Annotated in this window: 13 protein-coding genes; 6 read left to right on the forward strand and 7 right to left on the reverse strand. The window is 71.6% G+C overall.

Annotation, left to right across the window (positions count from 1 at the left end; all coding sequences use genetic code 11):
* Nucleotides 1-83: 83 nt before the first annotated feature.
* The gene (locus ACFV1J_RS27155) at nucleotides 84-1,493 is read right to left on the reverse strand and encodes an MFS transporter (protein WP_385862249.1); all 1,410 of its coding nucleotides are present in this window, start codon (nucleotides 1,491-1,493) and stop codon (nucleotides 84-86) included.
* A 385-nt stretch (nucleotides 1,494-1,878) separates the two neighbouring features.
* Here ACFV1J_RS27155 and ACFV1J_RS27160 point away from each other — a divergent pair, with 385 nt between their 5' ends.
* The 3 genes from ACFV1J_RS27160 (at nucleotide 1,879) to ACFV1J_RS27170 (ending at nucleotide 4,602) form a co-directional block, all read left to right on the forward strand.
* The gene (locus ACFV1J_RS27160; RefSeq protein WP_385862250.1) at nucleotides 1,879-2,427 is read left to right on the forward strand and encodes an AMP-binding protein; all 549 of its coding nucleotides are present in this window, start codon (nucleotides 1,879-1,881) and stop codon (nucleotides 2,425-2,427) included.
* A 259-nt stretch (nucleotides 2,428-2,686) separates the two neighbouring features.
* Nucleotides 2,687-3,508, forward strand: coding sequence for a hypothetical protein (locus ACFV1J_RS27165; RefSeq protein ID WP_385862252.1), 822 nt, complete (start codon nucleotides 2,687-2,689; stop codon nucleotides 3,506-3,508).
* A gap of 890 nt (nucleotides 3,509-4,398) precedes the next feature.
* Nucleotides 4,399-4,602 carry a hypothetical protein gene (locus tag ACFV1J_RS27170; protein ID WP_385862254.1) on the forward strand — a complete coding sequence of 68 codons (204 nt, stop codon included), beginning with the start codon at nucleotides 4,399-4,401 and terminating at the stop codon, nucleotides 4,600-4,602.
* Nucleotides 4,603-4,691: 89 nt separating this feature from the next.
* Here ACFV1J_RS27170 and mscL read toward each other — a convergent pair whose 3' ends face one another.
* The 5 genes from mscL to ACFV1J_RS27195 all read right to left on the reverse strand — a co-directional run bounded on the left by mscL (nucleotide 4,692) and on the right by ACFV1J_RS27195 (nucleotide 11,152).
* Nucleotides 4,692-5,195, reverse strand: a complete 504-nt coding sequence (mscL, locus tag ACFV1J_RS27175; protein WP_385862255.1) for a large conductance mechanosensitive channel protein MscL — start codon at nucleotides 5,193-5,195, stop codon at nucleotides 4,692-4,694.
* Nucleotides 5,196-6,089: 894 nt separating this feature from the next.
* Nucleotides 6,090-6,923 carry an S-methyl-5'-thioadenosine phosphorylase gene (locus ACFV1J_RS27180; protein ID WP_385862258.1) on the reverse strand — a complete coding sequence of 278 codons (834 nt, stop codon included), beginning with the start codon at nucleotides 6,921-6,923 and terminating at the stop codon, nucleotides 6,090-6,092.
* 220 nt (nucleotides 6,924-7,143) lie between these two features.
* Complete coding sequence (locus tag ACFV1J_RS27185) at nucleotides 7,144-7,476, reverse strand: FmdB family zinc ribbon protein (RefSeq protein WP_385862259.1); 333 nt, start codon at nucleotides 7,474-7,476, stop codon at nucleotides 7,144-7,146.
* Between the two features lie 343 nt (nucleotides 7,477-7,819).
* Nucleotides 7,820-9,271, reverse strand: a complete 1,452-nt coding sequence (locus ACFV1J_RS27190) for an MFS transporter (protein WP_385862261.1) — start codon at nucleotides 9,269-9,271, stop codon at nucleotides 7,820-7,822.
* A gap of 333 nt (nucleotides 9,272-9,604) precedes the next feature.
* Nucleotides 9,605-11,152, reverse strand: a complete 1,548-nt coding sequence (locus ACFV1J_RS27195; protein ID WP_385862263.1) for a potassium/proton antiporter — start codon at nucleotides 11,150-11,152, stop codon at nucleotides 9,605-9,607.
* Between the two features lie 187 nt (nucleotides 11,153-11,339).
* On the opposite strand from ACFV1J_RS27195, the gene ACFV1J_RS27200 reads away from it, so the two are divergent.
* Complete coding sequence (locus tag ACFV1J_RS27200; RefSeq protein WP_385862265.1) at nucleotides 11,340-14,063, forward strand: penicillin acylase family protein; 2,724 nt, start codon at nucleotides 11,340-11,342, stop codon at nucleotides 14,061-14,063.
* A gap of 128 nt (nucleotides 14,064-14,191) precedes the next feature.
* On the opposite strand, the gene ACFV1J_RS27205 is transcribed toward ACFV1J_RS27200, so the two are convergent.
* The gene (locus tag ACFV1J_RS27205) at nucleotides 14,192-14,794 is read right to left on the reverse strand and encodes a 5-formyltetrahydrofolate cyclo-ligase (RefSeq protein WP_385862267.1); all 603 of its coding nucleotides are present in this window, start codon (nucleotides 14,792-14,794) and stop codon (nucleotides 14,192-14,194) included.
* A gap of 111 nt (nucleotides 14,795-14,905) precedes the next feature.
* On the opposite strand from ACFV1J_RS27205, the gene galU reads away from it, so the two are divergent.
* Both galU and glp read left to right on the forward strand, forming a co-directional pair.
* The gene (gene galU / locus ACFV1J_RS27210; protein ID WP_385862269.1) at nucleotides 14,906-15,808 is read left to right on the forward strand and encodes a UTP--glucose-1-phosphate uridylyltransferase GalU; all 903 of its coding nucleotides are present in this window, start codon (nucleotides 14,906-14,908) and stop codon (nucleotides 15,806-15,808) included.
* Between the two features lie 4 nt (nucleotides 15,809-15,812).
* The gene (glp, locus tag ACFV1J_RS27215; RefSeq protein WP_385862271.1) at nucleotides 15,813-17,129 is read left to right on the forward strand and encodes a gephyrin-like molybdotransferase Glp; all 1,317 of its coding nucleotides are present in this window, start codon (nucleotides 15,813-15,815) and stop codon (nucleotides 17,127-17,129) included.
* Nucleotides 17,130-17,213 lie beyond the last annotated feature (84 nt).

A 17,213-nucleotide genomic window follows, 5' to 3' on the forward strand; every position in this document is an offset into this window, starting at 1 on the left:
TATGTGAATTATGGAACGTTCGCGTACTCCCTGGCCGTCGACCGGTCCGTGCCGCCTCAGTGGGGGCGCCGTTCGCGCATGCTCTACGGGCGGCGCCGTCCACGTACTCGTCCTCGGACGAGTACGAGCGTCACGGCCGCCACCAAGCAGGCCGCGGCCGGAGGCGCCAGGGACGGGCCCGGGCCCGGGCCGCCGCCGGCCGTGAGTCCGAGGCCCGCCGTGGCCGTCATCACCGCCTTGGTCACGCCGGACGCCTCGCCGGCGTGCTCGCGGCGCACCACCGCCTGGGTGCCGGCGAGGGCCAGCCCACCGGCCACTCCCAGCCCCGCCGCGGCCACGGTGGCCGCAGCCTTCGCGAGGAATCCGGCACCTCCAGTCGCCCCCGTAGCCGCCCCCGCCCCCGTATCCGCACCCGCCCACCCGATGGCGCCGAGCGCCGCCGCCGCGGTGAACAGGCAGAGCGTCATCACGCGTACGACGGCCGCGGGCCGCACCCGGCCGGCCAGCGGGCCTCCGACGGCCAGCGCGGCGGCCGGAGCGAGCAGTGCCGGTTCCGCGCCCGGCACCGGCCACCCGCGCCCCCGCGACAGCAGCTGCGGGAGGACGTACAGCAGCGCCACCGTCGCGGCGTTGACCACCGCACCCGCCGCGCTCAGCGCCACGTACGGGCGGTTGCGGAACAGCGACGGATCCAGCAGCGGTGCGGGCGAGCGGCGCCCCAGGGGCTGCCGTGCCGCCCGGCGCTCGGCGCGTACGAACAGCGCGCCGAGCAGCGCCGCGGCGGCCGCCCAGAGCCCGTCAGCGGGCTGCTGCAACCAGCGGGCCAGACAGGCGAGTGCCCCGGTGGCGGTGACCGCGCCGGTGAGGTCCAGGGGGCGCGGGTCGGCGGCGCGTGACGCGGGCGCACGCAGGGCGCAGAACGAGGCGGCCGCGGCGAGCGGCACGGTGAGCCAGAAGACGGCCCGCCAGGAGACCGAGGCGGACAACACACCGCCCAGGAACGGCCCGCAGACCGTGGCCAGCCCGGCCAGGCCCAACGCCCGGCCGATCGCCCGGGGCCCGCCGGGGCCGCGTTGCTCGCGGCCCAGTGGGCAGACGTTGGTCAGTAGCGCCAACCCGGTGGGCATGATCAACGCGCCGCCCGCCCCTTGGAGCACCCGCGCCGCCACCAGGAGCGGCAGGGAGGGGGCGAGCGCGCAGAGGGAGGCGGTGGCCGCGAACAGCGCCAGCCCGAGGAGCAGCATCCGCCGCCGGCCGTAGAGGTCCCCGAGCCGGCCGGCGACCGGCATCAGCGAACCGGCGGCGAGCAGATAGCCGCTGACGGTCCATGCGGTGGCGGCCGCGGAACCGTGCAGGTCAGCACGGATGACGGGCAGCGCCGGATTCAACGCGAAGGAGTCCAGCTGGACACAGAAGGCGCCGGTCGCGACGGCAGCCAGCGCCCACCGGGCCTGCCGGCGCGACGAGGGAGAAGAACCCAGCGGCGCGGACATGGACCTGGACCTGGGCATGCGCATAGACCTGGGCACGGGCATGGACCTGCACATGGGAAGGACGGACCACCTCTCACGGGTGCCCTGCCACACAGCCGAAGGACGACAAACGGCGTACGCACAGGCATCGCGACACGCTTCGTGGGCCGACGCTTCGTGCAACGCGAGGGCAGGCAACGGAAATCGGAAGCAGAGAGGAGGGATGAAGTGCACCGGAAGGGGGCATGACGCTGACGTCATGACGCATGACGCATGACGTCAGAGCGCGGACCAGCTGCTGGGTACGAGAGCTGCGCGTGAATCTGGGTGCGAGAAGGGGCGGGCGCGGGGCCCCGTACAGCGGACGTTCAGCGATCGTTGATCGGTGATCCCCATGCTGATCCGCATGTTGCGCCGTGTGATCACCAAGCATGCAGACCCCGCCGGGGAAATACAAGAGCCCGATTCCTCGCGGATCGCCCTCACCTGGAGCGGGGAACCGGGCCGCCTGGAAGAGCTCACGCACGGCGCGCTCCTGGACCAGGCCGAACGGGCCGCCGGCGCGCTCACCCGGCTCGGGGTCCGGGCCGGTGACCGGGTCGCGGTGCACCTGCCGTTGGTGCCGGAATCCGTGATCGCCACGCTCGCCTGCGGCCGGCTGGAGGCGATCCGTACGACCCTGCCGGTCTCCCTGACGGTGCCCGAACTCGTCGCGCGTACCCGGGAGTCGTCGGCCCGGGTGGTGATCACGGCGGACGCGGCGTTCTGGGACGGGGCGGTACGGCCGGTGAAACCGCTGCTCGACCACGCGCTGGCGCGCGCTGCCGCCTCGGGAGGTACGCCCGTACAGAAGGTCCTGGTGGTGAACCGCTGCTCCCGACCGGTGTCCTGGAAGCCGACCCGCGACCTGTGGTGGCACGAGGCCCTCGAGGACCGCACACCCGCCTGCCCGTAAGGAAACCCCCCTGCGCCGAGTCATCCCATAGGGGGCGCCATAGCCGTGCCATAGGACGGACGCCTGTTTCCGCGAGGGCGGACGCCTGGCTTCATGTAGCGACGCCTCCGAGCCCCGCGGCCGATGACCGAGCACGTCACCACGTACGACCACGTACGACCGCGCAGGTCACCGAGTACGACCGAGTACGTCACTGGGTACGTCACCCACAGAGGTCACAGAACGGGCGAACGGCCCCGTAGCTGCTTAGCGTGGCCTCGTGCCCCAGCCCCCAGACGCCGCCCCACCCGACCCGGCCGCCACCCCGCACGGCACAGAGGTGGATATCGCAACCGGGCCACCCGCGGCACCCAACGGAGCCGGGCCGACCGCCGATACCAGGCCGACCGAAGACATTGAGGCTACCGGCGCCAGCGAAACGACCGATGACACCGAGTCGACCGGCGCCAGCGAGACGACCGGTGACACCGAGGCGACCGGCGATACCGTGGCGACTGGCGGTAGCGACGCGGCCGGCAGTAGCGAGGCGATCAGCGATACCGAGGCGATCGGCCCGCCCCGGACACCCGCTTACCCGCCGCGGACCAGCTCAACGCCGACCGTCCACGCCACACTCGTGGCCTCCGCCCTCGCCCCGTTCCTCGCCTTCGTCTCCGCCCTCGCTTTCGCCCTCGCCGCCATCCTGGGCAGCCGCCAGCTCCGGCACTTCGATTCGGCGCTGCTCCCGTACGCCGTCGCCACCGTCTTCCTCGCCTTCGGCGTCGCCTACCGCACCCTCGTCTGGATCGGCGAACCGCCCACCCGCCAACTGCCCCGGCAGGGCCTGCGCACTCTCCTCTCCCACGAGAGTCCGCACAAAGCCCCCACTGCCCTGCCCCGCCTGGCCGCCAGCCATCTCGGCTTACGGAAATCCCACGGCGCCCCCTCCACCGCCCACTGGCCAGCCCGCCAAGTCATCGTCTGGGGCTGCTCGTTCGCCGCGCTGACCACACCGCCCCACCCCCGACTGCCGCCCACCCCCGCCTACCGTCCCCGGCAGCGTGGGCCCACGTCTCAGCCCCCCGGCATTCACCACACCTGAAAGGTGAGCAACTCCCATGTCCTCCCAGCGCTCATCATCCGCATCCGCTCGCCACCCCCTTCCCGGCAGCACCGACCGGACCCGCCCCCACAAACGCAGCCATGCCTCACAGAGCCCGCCGACCAGACCCAACGGCGGCCAGCGCCCGCGCCCCATACCCACCCACGACAAGGGCCACTAGGGAACGGCGTCGCCCGGTGCCGGAGGCACCTACCTGGAGAAGCTGACAACCCCCAGGACCCGAGAACCAGGGAAGCTGAGAACTCCGAACGTCGAGAACTCTGGACGTAGAGGACCCGGAGGGCAGGCTCCGCTCGGCCCATGTGACCTGGGTGACCCGTGCGGGACATGTGCTGCCTGCACCTTGCCGTCGATTAACAGGGCCGCGGATATGGCTGCTTCGCCGTGTAATCGGTCTGCGAGCTGCTTCGGCGACGTGGTCAACCCCCGAGTGACGGAAGCTCGGTCGCCGGTGAGCACGGTCCGGAGCGGGTCTCTCCGCGGCTCGGCTTCCTTCGGGCCGGAGAGATGAGCGGCGACCAAGTGTGGGGCGAGCCAAGTCGTGGGTCGAGCTGGACTCGGCCGATGACCGCGCACTCTCCGGCGGCGGCCGCCAGCTCGTGGGGTGGGTGATGGCGGAGCGGAGCGGCGAGGAGAGATGAAGGGGTGGAGGCTGCCGTGGCGGTGTACCGGCGAGAAGCGGGTGGGGTGGGGGAAGGATTGGCGCCCACGGCTTCGCTGGGGGACGCCCGTACTCTGGAGGGGTGAGTACCTCCGCTGATTCCGAGCCGGGCGCTGAGCCCCAGGTCGATGCTGCTGCCCCGGAGTCTGCGCCGGAGTCCGCCCTCGAGGGGGACGGCGGCCGTGAGCAGGCGCCCGCCGCTGAGCCCGTGTCCGAGACCGGGGCTGAGACCGCGCCCGCAGTTCCTCGGCGCCCGGGCCCCAAGTCTGCCGCGGCTCTGATCTTCGACGACCCGCTGAACCAGCAGTCTTCGGACGACACCGACAGGGGCTGGGGCGAACGGCCGGCCGGCAGGGACAGCGCTGCCGACCTCGCCCGTTTCCTCGACGAGAAGCCGCCCCATCACCTCTGAGATCGCTGAGAACGCTGAGATCGCTGGGATATCGGAGATCGCTGAGATCTCTGGGGCGGCCGCCTGGGAGGTCGGTCGTCTCTGACCGGCTAGTCCTGGGTCTTCTGTGTACCGATCGTGCCGGAGTTTTGGGAGGGCACGGTGGGAGAGGCGGTGCGCTGGGCGATCAGGGCGTCGCGGATCTCGGTGAGCAGCTCGACCTCGGTCGGGGCGAGCGGGGTGTTGTCGACCGACTTCCTGGCTGCCTGGCGCTCCTTCCACTTGTTCATCGGAAGGATCATGAGGAAGTAAACGACCGCGGCGGTGATCAGGAAGGTCAGCGCGGAACTGAGCACCGATCCCCAGAGGACGTAGATCCCGTCGGTGAACGCACCTGTCTTCCTGTCCGTGTGGCAGGTGGTGAGGCACGCCTTGTAGTTGTCGAGGTTCTGCGAACCCAGAGCGCCGACGATCGGGTTGATCACGCCCTTGACCACGGCGTTCACGATGTTGGTGAAGGCCGCACCGACGACCACCGCGACCGCGAGTTCTATGACGTTGCCCCGCATCAGGAATTCCTTGAATCCCTGCAGGACGCCCTTGCTCTCGCTCACCTGACAGCCTCTTTCCACGCTCACGACGCTCACCACGGACGGTGCACGAACAACCAGCACCGCAACTTACGGCAGGGCACGGCGGAGATGTCCAGTCGGGCAACACGAACCAGCGGTCGACCAGTGCGTCAGTGCGGGTCCGGCGGAAGGGTTTCGGTTTCGTCCGGTGGACCGGGCCGGCGGTTCCGGTGCGGGCGGCGCGCCGCCATTGGCGCGACCGCAGTGACCGGCCCCCGTCCCCCGCGGCAGGTGCCCCGCCACTCGCAGCAGTTTCGCGGGCGGTGTGGGGAGAAGCCACTCGATCTTGTGGCATGGCTACCGCCCTCCCAGCGCCGCCGCCGACGGACAGCCCGTCGCGGGTAAGGCTCGTACGGCTCCGTACGAGGCCGCACCGGCCAGTGCTGCGGCGGCCATCGCCAGGCCCGCGATCAGCATCCGGCGCGGCGCGGCCCGTCCCCATCCCCGTCTGCCGCCGCCGGCTCGTACCGGTGGAAAGTGGGGCACTTCGCACCGCGGGGGAGTGGGAAGCGGCGGGGACGAGAGATCAGACCAGAGACCGGAAGAGGGGCCAGGAGAGGGTGAGGCGAGTGAGGTGAGTGGGCTGTAGGGCGTGGTTGGGGTACTGGGCATGGTGGTACCGCCTCGGTGAAGGGCTCGTCTCGTCTCTGGTTGGGAGGTGGACGAGCCTTGGTGGATTTGGCGAGCACCACCGTGCCGTATCGCGCCCGTGCCTGCTGAGGCCTGTGGAGAAGCTCCGGGATGTGGATAACTTCGTCACTCGGGTGGGGGACGAGCAGGGGCAGACGGGGCGAGGAGAAGGCGGCCGTGCCCGGCGGCCGGCAGGGCCGGCCCGGGAGTGGGCCGGCCCGGGCCCGGCTCACTCCCGCCAGGCGCCTACGGCAGTTCGATGCCCAGGTCCCAGCCCGCGTGGGCGTCGGCGCAGGGGCAGGTGCGGTCGGGGCTCTGGGGCAGGGCGGCGACCGCGTCGAAGAGGACCTCGCGGAGCCGGCCGACGTTCTGGGCGAAGACCTGGAGGACTTCCTCGTGGGAGACGCCGTCGCCGGTCTCGGTGCCCGCGTCCAGGTCGGTGACCAGGGTCAACGAGGTGTAGCAGAGGCTCAGTTCGCGGGCCAGCACCGCCTCGGGGTGGCCCGTCATGCCGACCACCGACCAGCCCTGGGCGGCATGCCAGCGGGATTCGGCGCGGGTCGAGAAGCGCGGACCCTCGATGACGACGAGCGTGCCGCCGTCGACCGGTTCCCAGTCGCGGCCGCGGGCGGCAGCGAGGGCGGCCTGGCGGCCGGCGGGGCAGTAGGGGTCGGCGAACGTCAGATGGACGACGTTGGGGACGCTGCCGTCGGGCAGCGGCTCACCGTCGAAGTAGGTCTGGACGCGGGCCTTGGTGCGGTCCACGAGCTGATCGGGGACCAGCAGCGTGCCGGGGCCGTATTCGGGGCGCAGCCCGCCCACCGCGCACGGGCCGAGGACCTGGCGTACGCCGAGCGAGCGCAGCGCCCACAGGTTGGCGCGGTAGTTGATGCGGTGCGGCGGGAGGCGGTGGTCGCGGCCGTGCCGGGGGAGGAAGGCGACCTGGCGGCCGGCGATCTCGCCGAGGAACACCGAGTCGCTGGGGCGGCCGTACGGGGTGTCGACCGTGATCTCGGTCACGTCGTCGAGGAAGGAGTAGAAGCCCGAACCGCCGATTACGCCTATTTCCGCGTCAGCCATGGCGGTCACCTTAGCGGGGCCGGTCGGCGTGAGGTCCGCCGCCCCGGAGGTGCCCCCGCAAGAGGCTCCGCCCCCGGGAGCGGACGTGCAGCGGACCCCGCCGTCCGATGACGGCGGGGTCCGAAGAGACCGTTGGTGTCTGGTGCCTGGTGCCTGGTGCCTGTGGCGCCGGTGGTGCTTGGGCTGCCGGTGGCGCCTGGGCTGCCGGTGCTGCCGGGCGTCAGGCCGCGGAGCTGGTGCTCGACGTGCTGCCGGAGGACGACGCGGTGGTCGCGGACGGCTTGCTGTCGGAGCTGCTCGAGGAGGAGCCGGCGGAGTCCGAGGACGACGTCGTGCTCGACGAGGAGCTCTTCGCGGGGCTGCTGCTGGACGACGAGCCGCGGCTGTCGTTGCGGTAGAAGCCGGAGCCCTTGAAGACGATGCCGACCGCGGAGAACACCTTCTTGAGGCGTCCGCTGCAGCTGGGGCACTCCGTGAGCGCGTCGTCGCTGAACTTCTGCACCGCCTCAAGGCCCTCGCCGCACGCGGTGCACTGGTACTGGTAGGTCGGCACTTGTCTTCCTCCTGGCACTCTCACTCGATGAGTGCTAACGACGCTCCATATTGCAGTATTCCGGCGCGTCAGTCCACTGCGACCGGGCAGACGGTGACCGACCCCACGTCCGGGGCCGGTCCACAACGGACGGTCTCAGGTGTGCGCCGGCAACCGTCCGGGCCGCCTCCCGGCGGCCGGCCGAGCCCCGTCCCGGCAACCGTCCGAGGCCCCTCCCGGCGGCCCGTCCGAGCCGCCTCCCGGCAACCACCCGAGCCCCCTCCCGGCGCCCCTCCGAGCCGCCTCCCGGCAACCACCCGAGCCCCGTCCTTCAGTCGTCCGTCAGTCGCTCGTCAGTCGCCCGTCAGGCGTTCGCCAGCTCCCGCCCCCGGTCCTCCACCGCCGGGCCGGTCTCTGCCGTCGTACCGGTCTCGGCTGCCATACCGTTCTCCGTCGCAGAGTCCGTATCCGAGTCGCTGTCCGAGTCCCTGGCGGAATCCGCCTCCGCCTCCACGTCCGCCTGCACGTCCGTCTCCGTCTCCGTCTCCGTCGCCGAGTCCTTCCCGGCCGCCCTGCCCGGCAGGTCCGAGCCGGCCACCACGGACGAGGTGCGCGGCAGCAGGTGGGCGCGGAGGGCCAGCAGGACCACCAGGGCCAGGGCGGTGCCGGCCAGGGGGACCAGGAAGCCGCTGCTGGGGCCGAAGCGGTCGGTGAGCTGGCCGGCGGAGGTGGCGGCGGCGGCCTGGCCCAGGGCGACCGCGCCGGTCAGCCAGGTGAAGGCCTCCGTGCGGGCGGCGGCCGGGACCAGGGACTCGACCAGGGTGTAGCCGGTGATCAGGGCGGGGGCGATGCAGAGGCCGACGACCAGACCGACGGCGCCCAGCAGCGGTACCGCGGTCACCGCCCACAGCGGGGTGGTGGCCAGCGCCAGCAGCCCGTAGGCGACGAGCAGCCGGCGGCGCGGGCCGACCTTCCAGGCGAGGGCGCCGCAGGCGATCCCGGCGAGCATGTTGCCGCCGGCGAAGATCCCGTAGAGCAGGCCGTTGATGCCGGGCTGGCCGATGGACTGGGTGAACGCGGTCAGCGAGACCTGCATGCCGCCGAAGACGGCGCCGATGCCGAGGAACGCCACGATCAGCACACGGACGCCGGGGACCGACAGGGCCGAGACGCGCGGGCGGTCGTCGGCCTGCGCCCGGTGGACGGGCGGCTGGGTGCGGCGCTGGGAGGCGAAGAGCAGGCCGCCGGCCAGGGTCAGCGCGGCCTCGGCGATCAGGCCGGCGGCCGGGTGGATGCCGGTGCACAGCGCGGTCGCCAGGACCGGGCCGACCACGAAGGTGAACTCGTCGGTCACCGACTCGAAGGCGGCCGCCGTCGGCATCAGAGGGCTGCCGCCGAGCCGGGATGCCCAGCGGGCCCGCACCATCGGGCCGACCTGCGGAGTCGAGGCGCCCGTGGGGACGGCCACGGCGAGCAGCGCCCACAGGGGGGCGTGGGCCAGGGCCAGGACGATCAGCGCCGCGACGCCGGCGGTGTGCACGAGGATGCCGGGGATCAGCACCGCGCGCTGGCCGAAGCGGTCGGCGAGTTTGCCGCTCTGCGGGGCGAACAGGGCCATCGCGACACCGGTGGTGGCCGAGACCGCGCCGGCGGTGCCGTAGGAGCCGGTGGTGGACTGGACGAGCAGGACGATGCCGATCGTCAGCATCGCGAACGGCTGCCGGGCCAGAAAGCCGGGCAGGAGGAAGGTCCACGCACCAGGGGTGCGGAGCAGTTGTCCGTAACCGGGACGGGAGTGCTTGACCGCGGATGCCACGGCCGGGCCTTTCTGCCGCCTGGTAGCGCGTCGTCCGCGAGGTCGTCACGGGTACGCGCCGAGAGCTGTCCTCTCGCGCTGGACCGAGTGATACCGCGTGGTCCGCACCCCGAGAGGTGGCTGCAGGTGGCAGGGGACCGCGGCCGCCGAGCGGTCGCGCCAGCTCTGCATCAGGCAGAGGTGGTTCGTCGTTGTTCGTTCTTCATCGTACAGGCCGGAGCGCGTGAAGCCCTGGGATTGGTCAGGGCTTCACGCGTTTTCCCTTGGGTTCCTCGGAGATGTTCGCCACATTGCGGGAATGTCCGCCGGTTCGCCGCCCGCCGGCCCCGGCCCTCAGCGGTGGCCGTGGCCGTGGCCGCGCCGGCGTGGGGTGGCGCCGGTGCCCAGCCAGCCGGCCAGTTTGCCGCCTCGGGAGACCGCTTGCAGTCGCCGCTCGGCCGCGTCGCGCACCGGGTCCGTGGCGACGACCAGCAGCTCGTCGCCGCGTCGCAGCACGGTCGTCGGCGAGGGCACGAAACTGGAGCCGTCCCGGACGACGAGGGTGACCGCGGCGCCCGCCGGCATCCGCAGCTCGCCGACCTCGACGCCGTGCATCCGGGAGGCCGGCCCGATGGACGTCGACAGCAGATGGCCGCGCAGCCGCTCCAGCGGTGCGGACTCGATGCCCAGGTCGGCGGGCTCCTCGCCGTCGCCCAGCCGGAGGTGCCGGGCGAGCCAGGGCAGGGTCGGCCCCTGGACCAGGGTGTAGACCACGACCAGGACGAAGACGATGTTGAAGACGCTCTCGCTGCCGGGGACGGCGCCCACCATCGGGATGGTGGCCAGCACGATGGGGACCGCGCCGCGCAGGCCGGCCCAGGACAGCAGGGTCTTCTCCTGCCAGGGCACCCGGAACGGCAGCAGCGAGACGAACACGGACGTCGGCCGGGCGACGAGGGTGAGGATCATGCCGATGACCAGGGCCGGTACCACGTCGTCGAGGAGGTTGTGCGGGGTGACCAGCAGGCCCAGCAGGACGAACATGCCGATCTGGCCGATCCAGCCGAGCCCCTCGGCGAAGCCGCGGGTGGCCGGGGCGTGCGGCAGTTTGGCGTTGCCGAGGATCATCGCGGCCACGTAGACGGCGAGGAAGCCCGAGCCGTGCGCCAGTGCGCCGGCGGCGTAGGCGGAGACCGCGATGGCCATGACGGCGATGGGGTAGAGACCGGAGGCAGGCAGTGCCACGTGCCGCATGCAGTAGGCGCCGAGCCAGCCGATCGCCAGGCCGAGCGCGGCACCGATCGCCAGTTCCAGGGCGATCACGCCGAGGAGGACGTACCAATGGTCGACCGGTTGCTGGCTGGAGAAGGCGACGACCAGGATGACCACCGGGGCGTCGTTGAAGCCGGACTCCGCTTCGAGGACACCCGTCAGCCGGGCCGGCAGCGGCACGCTGCGCAGGACGGAGAAGACCGCCGCGGCGTCCGTGGACGAGACCACGGCACCGATCAGCAGCGCCTGGCGCCAGCCGAGGCCGGCCAGATAGTGCGCTCCGGCCGCGGTGACCCCCACGCTCACCGCGACGCCGACCGTCGACAGCACCGCCGCCTGGGGCAGTGCCGGCTTGATCTCTTTCCATTTGGTGCCCAGACCGCCCTCGGCGAGGATCACGACCAGCGCGGCGTAGCCCATGAGTTGGGTCAGCTCGGCGTCGTGGAAGACGACGCCGCCGAAGCCGTCCTGCCCTATGGCGATGCCTATCCCCAGGTAGATGAGCAGGCTGGGGAGCCCGCTGCGCGAGGAGAGCCGTACCGCGGCGACCGCGATGAGCAGTACCAGCGAGCAGAGCAGCAGGAGTTGATTGAGGTGCTCGACAGTCAGGGAGCTGGTCCTTCCTCGCACGGGTCCGAAAACGACGGTCCGGGGGTGGTCTTTGGGCGCTCTTTCCTTACCGTATCTAGTTACTGAGACTAACAATTTACCATTACTTGAAGGTTGGGGGTGCTGGCGGTGACTCCGCGTAGGGGTCGCCGAACCCGTGCGCCTATGGTTGCTCCAGCACTCCCACCCTGCCCCTCGAAGGACAGAGATGCCCGCCAACAAGTCCGGCCCAGTCCCCAGGAAGAAGAAGGGGCGGCGCGGCCGCCTCGTCGCCATCACGGTCGTGCTGCTGCTCGTGGCGGGCATCGGCTGCGGCGCGTTCTGGGGAGTCAGTACCGTCCGGGCCTCGTTCCCGCAGACCACCGGCTCACTCAAACTCCCCGGCCTGGCCGACCCGGTGGACGTCGTCCGCGACGCCAACGGCATCCCGCAGATCTACGCCGACACCGATGAGGACCTCTTCCGCGCCCAGGGCTACGTCCAGGCCCAGGACCGCTTCTGGGAGATGGACGTCCGGCGCCACATGACCGCCGGCCGGCTGTCCGAGATGTTCGGCAAGGGCCAGGTCAAGACCGATGAGTTCCTGCGCACGCTGGGCTGGCACCGGGTCGCGCAGCAGGAGTACGACACCAAGCTCTCGCCCGGCACCAAGAAGTACCTCCAGGCCTACTCCGCCGGTGTCAACGCCTACCTCAAGGACCACGAGGGCTCGACGCTCTCCCTGGAGTACGCGGCGCTGGACCTGGAGAACGACTACAAGCCCGAGAAGTGGACGCCGGCCGACTCGGTGGCCTGGCTCAAGGCGATGGCCTGGGACCTGCGCGGCAACATGCAGGAGGAGATCGACCGGTCCCTGATGACCAGCCGGTTCACCCCGCAGCAGATCGCCGGGCTGTACCCGGCATACCCGTACAAGCGGAACAAGCCGATCGTGGACGGCGGTGCGGTCGACCCGGCCACCAAGAAGTTCACGCCCAAGGGCTCGGCGAACGCCACCCCGGCCGGCCCCGGCAGCGCCGTCAACGGACTGCGCTCCCAGCTGTCCTCGCTGTCCAGGACGGTGAACGAGGTCCCGGCGCTGCTCGGCCCCAACGGCAACGGCATCGGCTCCAACTCCTGGGTCGTCTCCGGCGCGCACACCACCACCGGCAAGCCGCTGCTCGCCAACGACCCGCACCTGGCACCGCAGATGCCCTCGCTCTGGTACCAGATGGGCCTGCACTGCCGTAACACCGGCCCCAAGTGCGGCTACGACGTCTCCGGCTTCACCTTCTCCGGGATGCCCGGCGTCGTCATCGGCCACAACCAGGACATCTCCTGGGGCATGACCAACCTCGGCGCCGACGTCACCGACCTGTACCTGGAGAAGGTCAGCGCCGACGGCTACCTCTACGACGACAAGCAGCGGCCGTTCCGCACGCGCAAGGAGACCATCAAGGTCGCCGGCGGCGAGAGCCACCACATCACCGTCCGCGCCACCAACAACGGCCCGATCGTCTCCGACCGCGACGACGAGCTCGGCAACGTCGGCAAGGACGCCCCCGTGGGCAACGCCGCCCCCGACCGCGGCGACGGCTACGCCGTCTCGCTCCGCTGGACCGCGCTCGACCCCGGCCGCTCCATGGACGCCGTCTTCGAGCTCAACCGCGCCCACGACTGGACCGGCTTCCGCAAGGCCGCCGCGCACTTCGAGGTGCCCTCGCAGAACCTGATCTACGCCGACACCAAGGGCAACATCGGCTACCAGGCGCCCGGCCGGATCCCGGTCCGCGGCAAGGGCGACGGCCACTTCGACGGCACCTACCCGGCGCCCGGCTGGGACCCCCGCTACCAGTGGAAGGGCTACATCCCGCCCGCCGCCCTGCCGTACGAGTACAACCCCCAGCGCGGCTACATCGTCACCGCCAACCAGGCCGTCACCGACGAGAAGTACCCGTACCTGATCACCAAGGACTGGGGCTACGGCTCCCGCAGCCAGCGGATCAACGACCTGATCCAGTCGAAGATCAAGGACGGCGGCAAGGTCTCCACCGACGACATGCAGGCCTTCCAGAAGGACAACAGCAGTGAGATCGCCCGGCTGCTGACGCCCTACCTCACCAAGATCGACATCAAGGACAAGTACGTCCGCGACGCCCAGCAGCTGCTGGAGGGCTGGGACTTCACCCAGGAGCCCGACTCCGCCGCGGCCGCCTACTTCAACGCCGTCTGGCGCAACACCCTCAAGCTCGCCTTCGGCAACAAGATGCCCAAGGAACTGCGTCCCGAGGGCCAGTGCCTCACCGTCCGCCCGGCCGACGAGACCGGCCCCGCCGACGAGAACGACACGTACGTGCGCGAATGCGGCGAGCGGGCCGGCGACACCGCCCAGCCCGACGGCGGCGACCGCTGGTACGAGGTCGTCCGCACCCTCCTCGACGACCCCGGCAACGACTGGTGGAAGACCGAGGACCGGCCCGGCCGCCCCGGCGACAAGAACCGCGACCAGCTCCTCGCGCACGCCATGAAGGACGCCCGCTACGAGCTGACCTCCAAACTGGGCAAGAACATCGACAACTGGACCTGGGGCCGGCTGCACCAGATGTTCCTGAAGAACCAGACCCTGGGCACCGACGGCCCCGGGATGCTGCAGGGCCTGTTCAACCGCGGCCCGTGGAACCTCGGCGGCGGGGAGGCCGCGGTCGACGCCACCGGCTGGAACGCGGCCGGCGGCTACAAGGTCACCTGGGTCCCGTCCATGCGGATGATCGTCAACCTCGCCGACCTGGACAAGTCCCGCTGGATCAACCTCACCGGCGCCTCCGGGCACGCCTACGACACCCACTACTACGACCAGACCGACAAGTGGGCCAAGGGCGAGCTGCTGCCCTGGGCGTACAGCGAGGACGCCGTCAAGCAGTCCGGCAAGGACACCCTGACGCTGTCGCCGTAAGGCCGCCGCCGCCACGAACCGCCGGGCGGGCCGGAGATCTCCCACGGGACGATCTCCGGCCCGCCCGGCGGCATTCGGGGCCGAGGCGCGGACGGCGGCGCCGGTGCGCCCGTTCGGTCCCGGCGTACTCAGTGCCGGAACCGGTGCACCCCCGACGGGGTCACCGCGGCATGCACCCGCCGGTCGTGCGGCTCGGCCGGCACCTCGTCCAGCACCTCCGCGTCGAACAGCAGCACCACCAGATGCGTCGGCGCCCCGGCCCGGTCCAGCCGCTCCAGCACCCGGTCGTACGAGCCGCCGCCGCGGCCCAGCCGCACCCCGTCGCGGTCCACCGCCAGCCCCGGCAGCAGCACCACGTCCGCCTGCGTGACCGCCTGCGGGCCCAGCCGCTCACCGGCCGGCTCGTGCAGCCCCCAGCCCGCCGGCACCAGACGGTCGGCGCCCTCGTACGGCGCCCAGTCGAGGTCGTTGTCCGGCATCAGCACCGGCAGCAGCACCCGCACCCCCGCGTCCCGCAGCCGGTCCAGCAGCGCCCCGGTGGGCGGCTCCGAGCCCATCGACACATACGCCGCCACGGTCGGGCGGCGGGCGGCACCCTCGCCCGCCGTCGAGGGGGCGAGGAACGGCGCCAACTCCTCCAGTTCCAGGGTCCGTCGGGCCAGCGCCTCGCCCGCCGCCGAGACGACATCCGGTGGCAATGATCTCCTTACCTCCTGGAGATCCCGCCGCAACCTTCGTTTCCTATCGTGCTGCTTGCTCACTGTGCGCCCTTGCTCCCGCTCTCATGCTCTATTCACCGGACCCTCATCATCGTTCCGAATGAGCCGGTTATGGTGTCGCGCATGACTCCATCGCACACACGGATCAGCAAGGCTGTCATTCCGGCAGCCGGCCTCGGCACCCGGTTTCTCCCCGCTACGAAGGCCACACCCAAGGAGATGCTCCCGGTCGTCGACAAGCCCGCCATCCAGTACGTGGTGGAGGAGGCGGCCGCCGCCGGGCTCTCCGACGTCCTGATGGTCACCGGCCGCAACAAGCGCCCCCTCGAGGACCACTTCGACCGCAACTACGAACTCGAAGAGGCCCTGCACCGCAAGGGCGACGAGTCCCGGCTCGCCAAGGTCCAGGAATCCAGCGACCTCGCGACCATGCACTACGTCCGCCAGGGCGACCCCAAGGGCCTCGGCCACGCGGTGCTGTGCGCCGCGCCCCACGTCGGCGACCAGCCCTTCGCCGTGCTCCTCGGTGACGACCTGATCGACCCCCGCGACCCCCTGCTGGCCCGCATGGTCGAGGTGCAGGAACAGCACGGCGGCTCGGTCATCGCCCTCATGGAGGTCGACCCGGCGCAGATCCACCTCTACGGCTGCGCGGCCGCCGCCCCCACCGGTGACGACGACGTGGTCACCGTCTCCGACCTGGTCGAGAAGCCCGACCCGTCCGAGGCCCCCAGCAACCTCGCGATCATCGGCCGCTACGTCCTCGACCCGGCCGTCTTCGAGGTGCTGCGCAAGACCGACCCCGGCCGCGGCGGCGAGATCCAGCTCACCGACGCCCTGCAGGCACTCGCCGCCGACCCGTCGCTCGGCGGCCCGGTGCACGGCGTCGTCTTCAAGGGCCGGCGCTATGACACCGGTGACCGTGGCGACTACCTGCGTGCCATTGTCAGACTGGCATGCGAACGTGAAGACCTGGGCCCCGACTTCCGGGCCTGGCTTCGCAGTTACGTCACCGAGGAGATGTAGGACGTTGAACCACGCCACCGGCCAGACCAGCCACCCGGACCGCGTCTGGTCGGTGGCCGAGCACCTCGACGACGTCCTGTCGAAGATCGTCCCGCTGGACCCGATCGAGTTGCAGCTCCTCGACGCCCAGGGCTGCGTCCTGGTCGAGGACATCACCGTCACCGCCCCCCTGCCGCCCTTCGACAACAGCTCCATGGACGGCTACGCGGTCCGCGCCTCCGACGTCGCGCAGGCCACCGAGGCCGCCCCGGTCACCCTCACCGTCATCGGGGACGTCGCGGCCGGCAGCGGCGAGCTCCCCGAGGTCGGCCCCGGCCAGGCCGCCCGCATCATGACCGGCGCCCCCCTCCCGCCCGGCGCCGAGGCCGTCGTCCCCGTCGAATGGACCGACGGCGGCGCCGGAGCGGGCCCGGCCGCGACGATGCGGGCGGCCAGCGCCGCCCCCGAGGACGCCGGCGGCGAGGTCCGTGTCCACCGCCCGGCCGCGGCCGGCGCCCACATCCGCGCCCGCGGCAGCGACGTCACCGAAGGCGAGCTCGCGCTGCGGGCCGGCACCTTCCTCGGCCCCTCCCAGATCGGCCTGCTCGCCGCCCTCGGCCGCGGCACGGTCCGGGTCCGCCCGCGCCCCCGCGTCGTGGTGCTCTCCACCGGCAGCGAACTCGTCCAGCCCGGCGAGGAGTTGGGCCCCGGCCGGATCCACGACTCCAACAGCTTCCAGCTCACCGCCGCGGCCCGGGCCGCCGGCGCCCTCGCCTACCGCGTCGGCGCGGTCGCCGACGACGCCGAAACCCTGCGCGCCACCCTGGAGGACCAACTCATCCGGGCCGACGTCCTCGTCACCAGCGGCGGCGTCAGCGTCGGCGCGTACGACGTGGTCAAGGAGACCCTGGCCGGCCTCTCCGCGGACGAGGGGGAGGTCGAATTCCGCAAGCTCGCCATGCAGCCCGGCAAGCCCCAGGGCTTCGGCCTCATCGGCCCCGACCGCATCCCGCTGCTGGCCCTGCCCGGCAACCCCGTCAGCAGTTACGTCTCCTTCGAGCTGTTCGTCCGCCCGGTCATCCGCGCCCTGATGGGCCTGCCGGACGTCCACCGCACGACGACCACGGCCCGCTGCACCGCCGCCCTCGCCTCCTCACCCCGGGGCAAGCGGCAGTTCCTGCGCGGCTCCTACGACGCCGACGCCGGCACCGTCACCCCGGTCGGCGGCGCCGGCTCCCACCTGATCAAGGCCATGGCGCACGCCAACGCACTGATCGTGGTCCCCGAGGACACCACCGAGGTCCCCGAGGGCGCCGACGTGGAGGTCGTCCCGCTCGGATAACCGGCCCCCGAAAACCCGTACCGGGTGCTCCGCGGCCACCGGAGGTACGGTGTCGTCCCACAGGCGGCAGTTTGGACCGGGAGA

Origin of the sequence: Streptomyces sp. NPDC059649, assembly GCF_042734445.1 — a bacterium.
Taxonomy (GTDB): Bacteria; Actinomycetota; Actinomycetes; order Streptomycetales; family Streptomycetaceae; genus Streptomyces.

Coding starts and splice junctions, on each gene's coding strand:
- ACFV1J_RS27155 (WP_385862249.1), bottom strand. CDS start 1,493: ATGTCCGCGCCGCTGGGTTCTTCTCCCTCGTCGCGCCGGCAGGCCCGG.
- ACFV1J_RS27160 (WP_385862250.1), top strand. CDS start 1,879: ATGTTGCGCCGTGTGATCACCAAGCATGCAGACCCCGCCGGGGAAATA.
- ACFV1J_RS27180 (WP_385862258.1), bottom strand. CDS start 6,923: ATGGCTGACGCGGAAATAGGCGTAATCGGCGGTTCGGGCTTCTACTCC.
- ACFV1J_RS27200 (WP_385862265.1), top strand. CDS start 11,340: ATGCCCGCCAACAAGTCCGGCCCAGTCCCCAGGAAGAAGAAGGGGCGG.
- galU (WP_385862269.1), top strand. CDS start 14,906: ATGACTCCATCGCACACACGGATCAGCAAGGCTGTCATTCCGGCAGCC.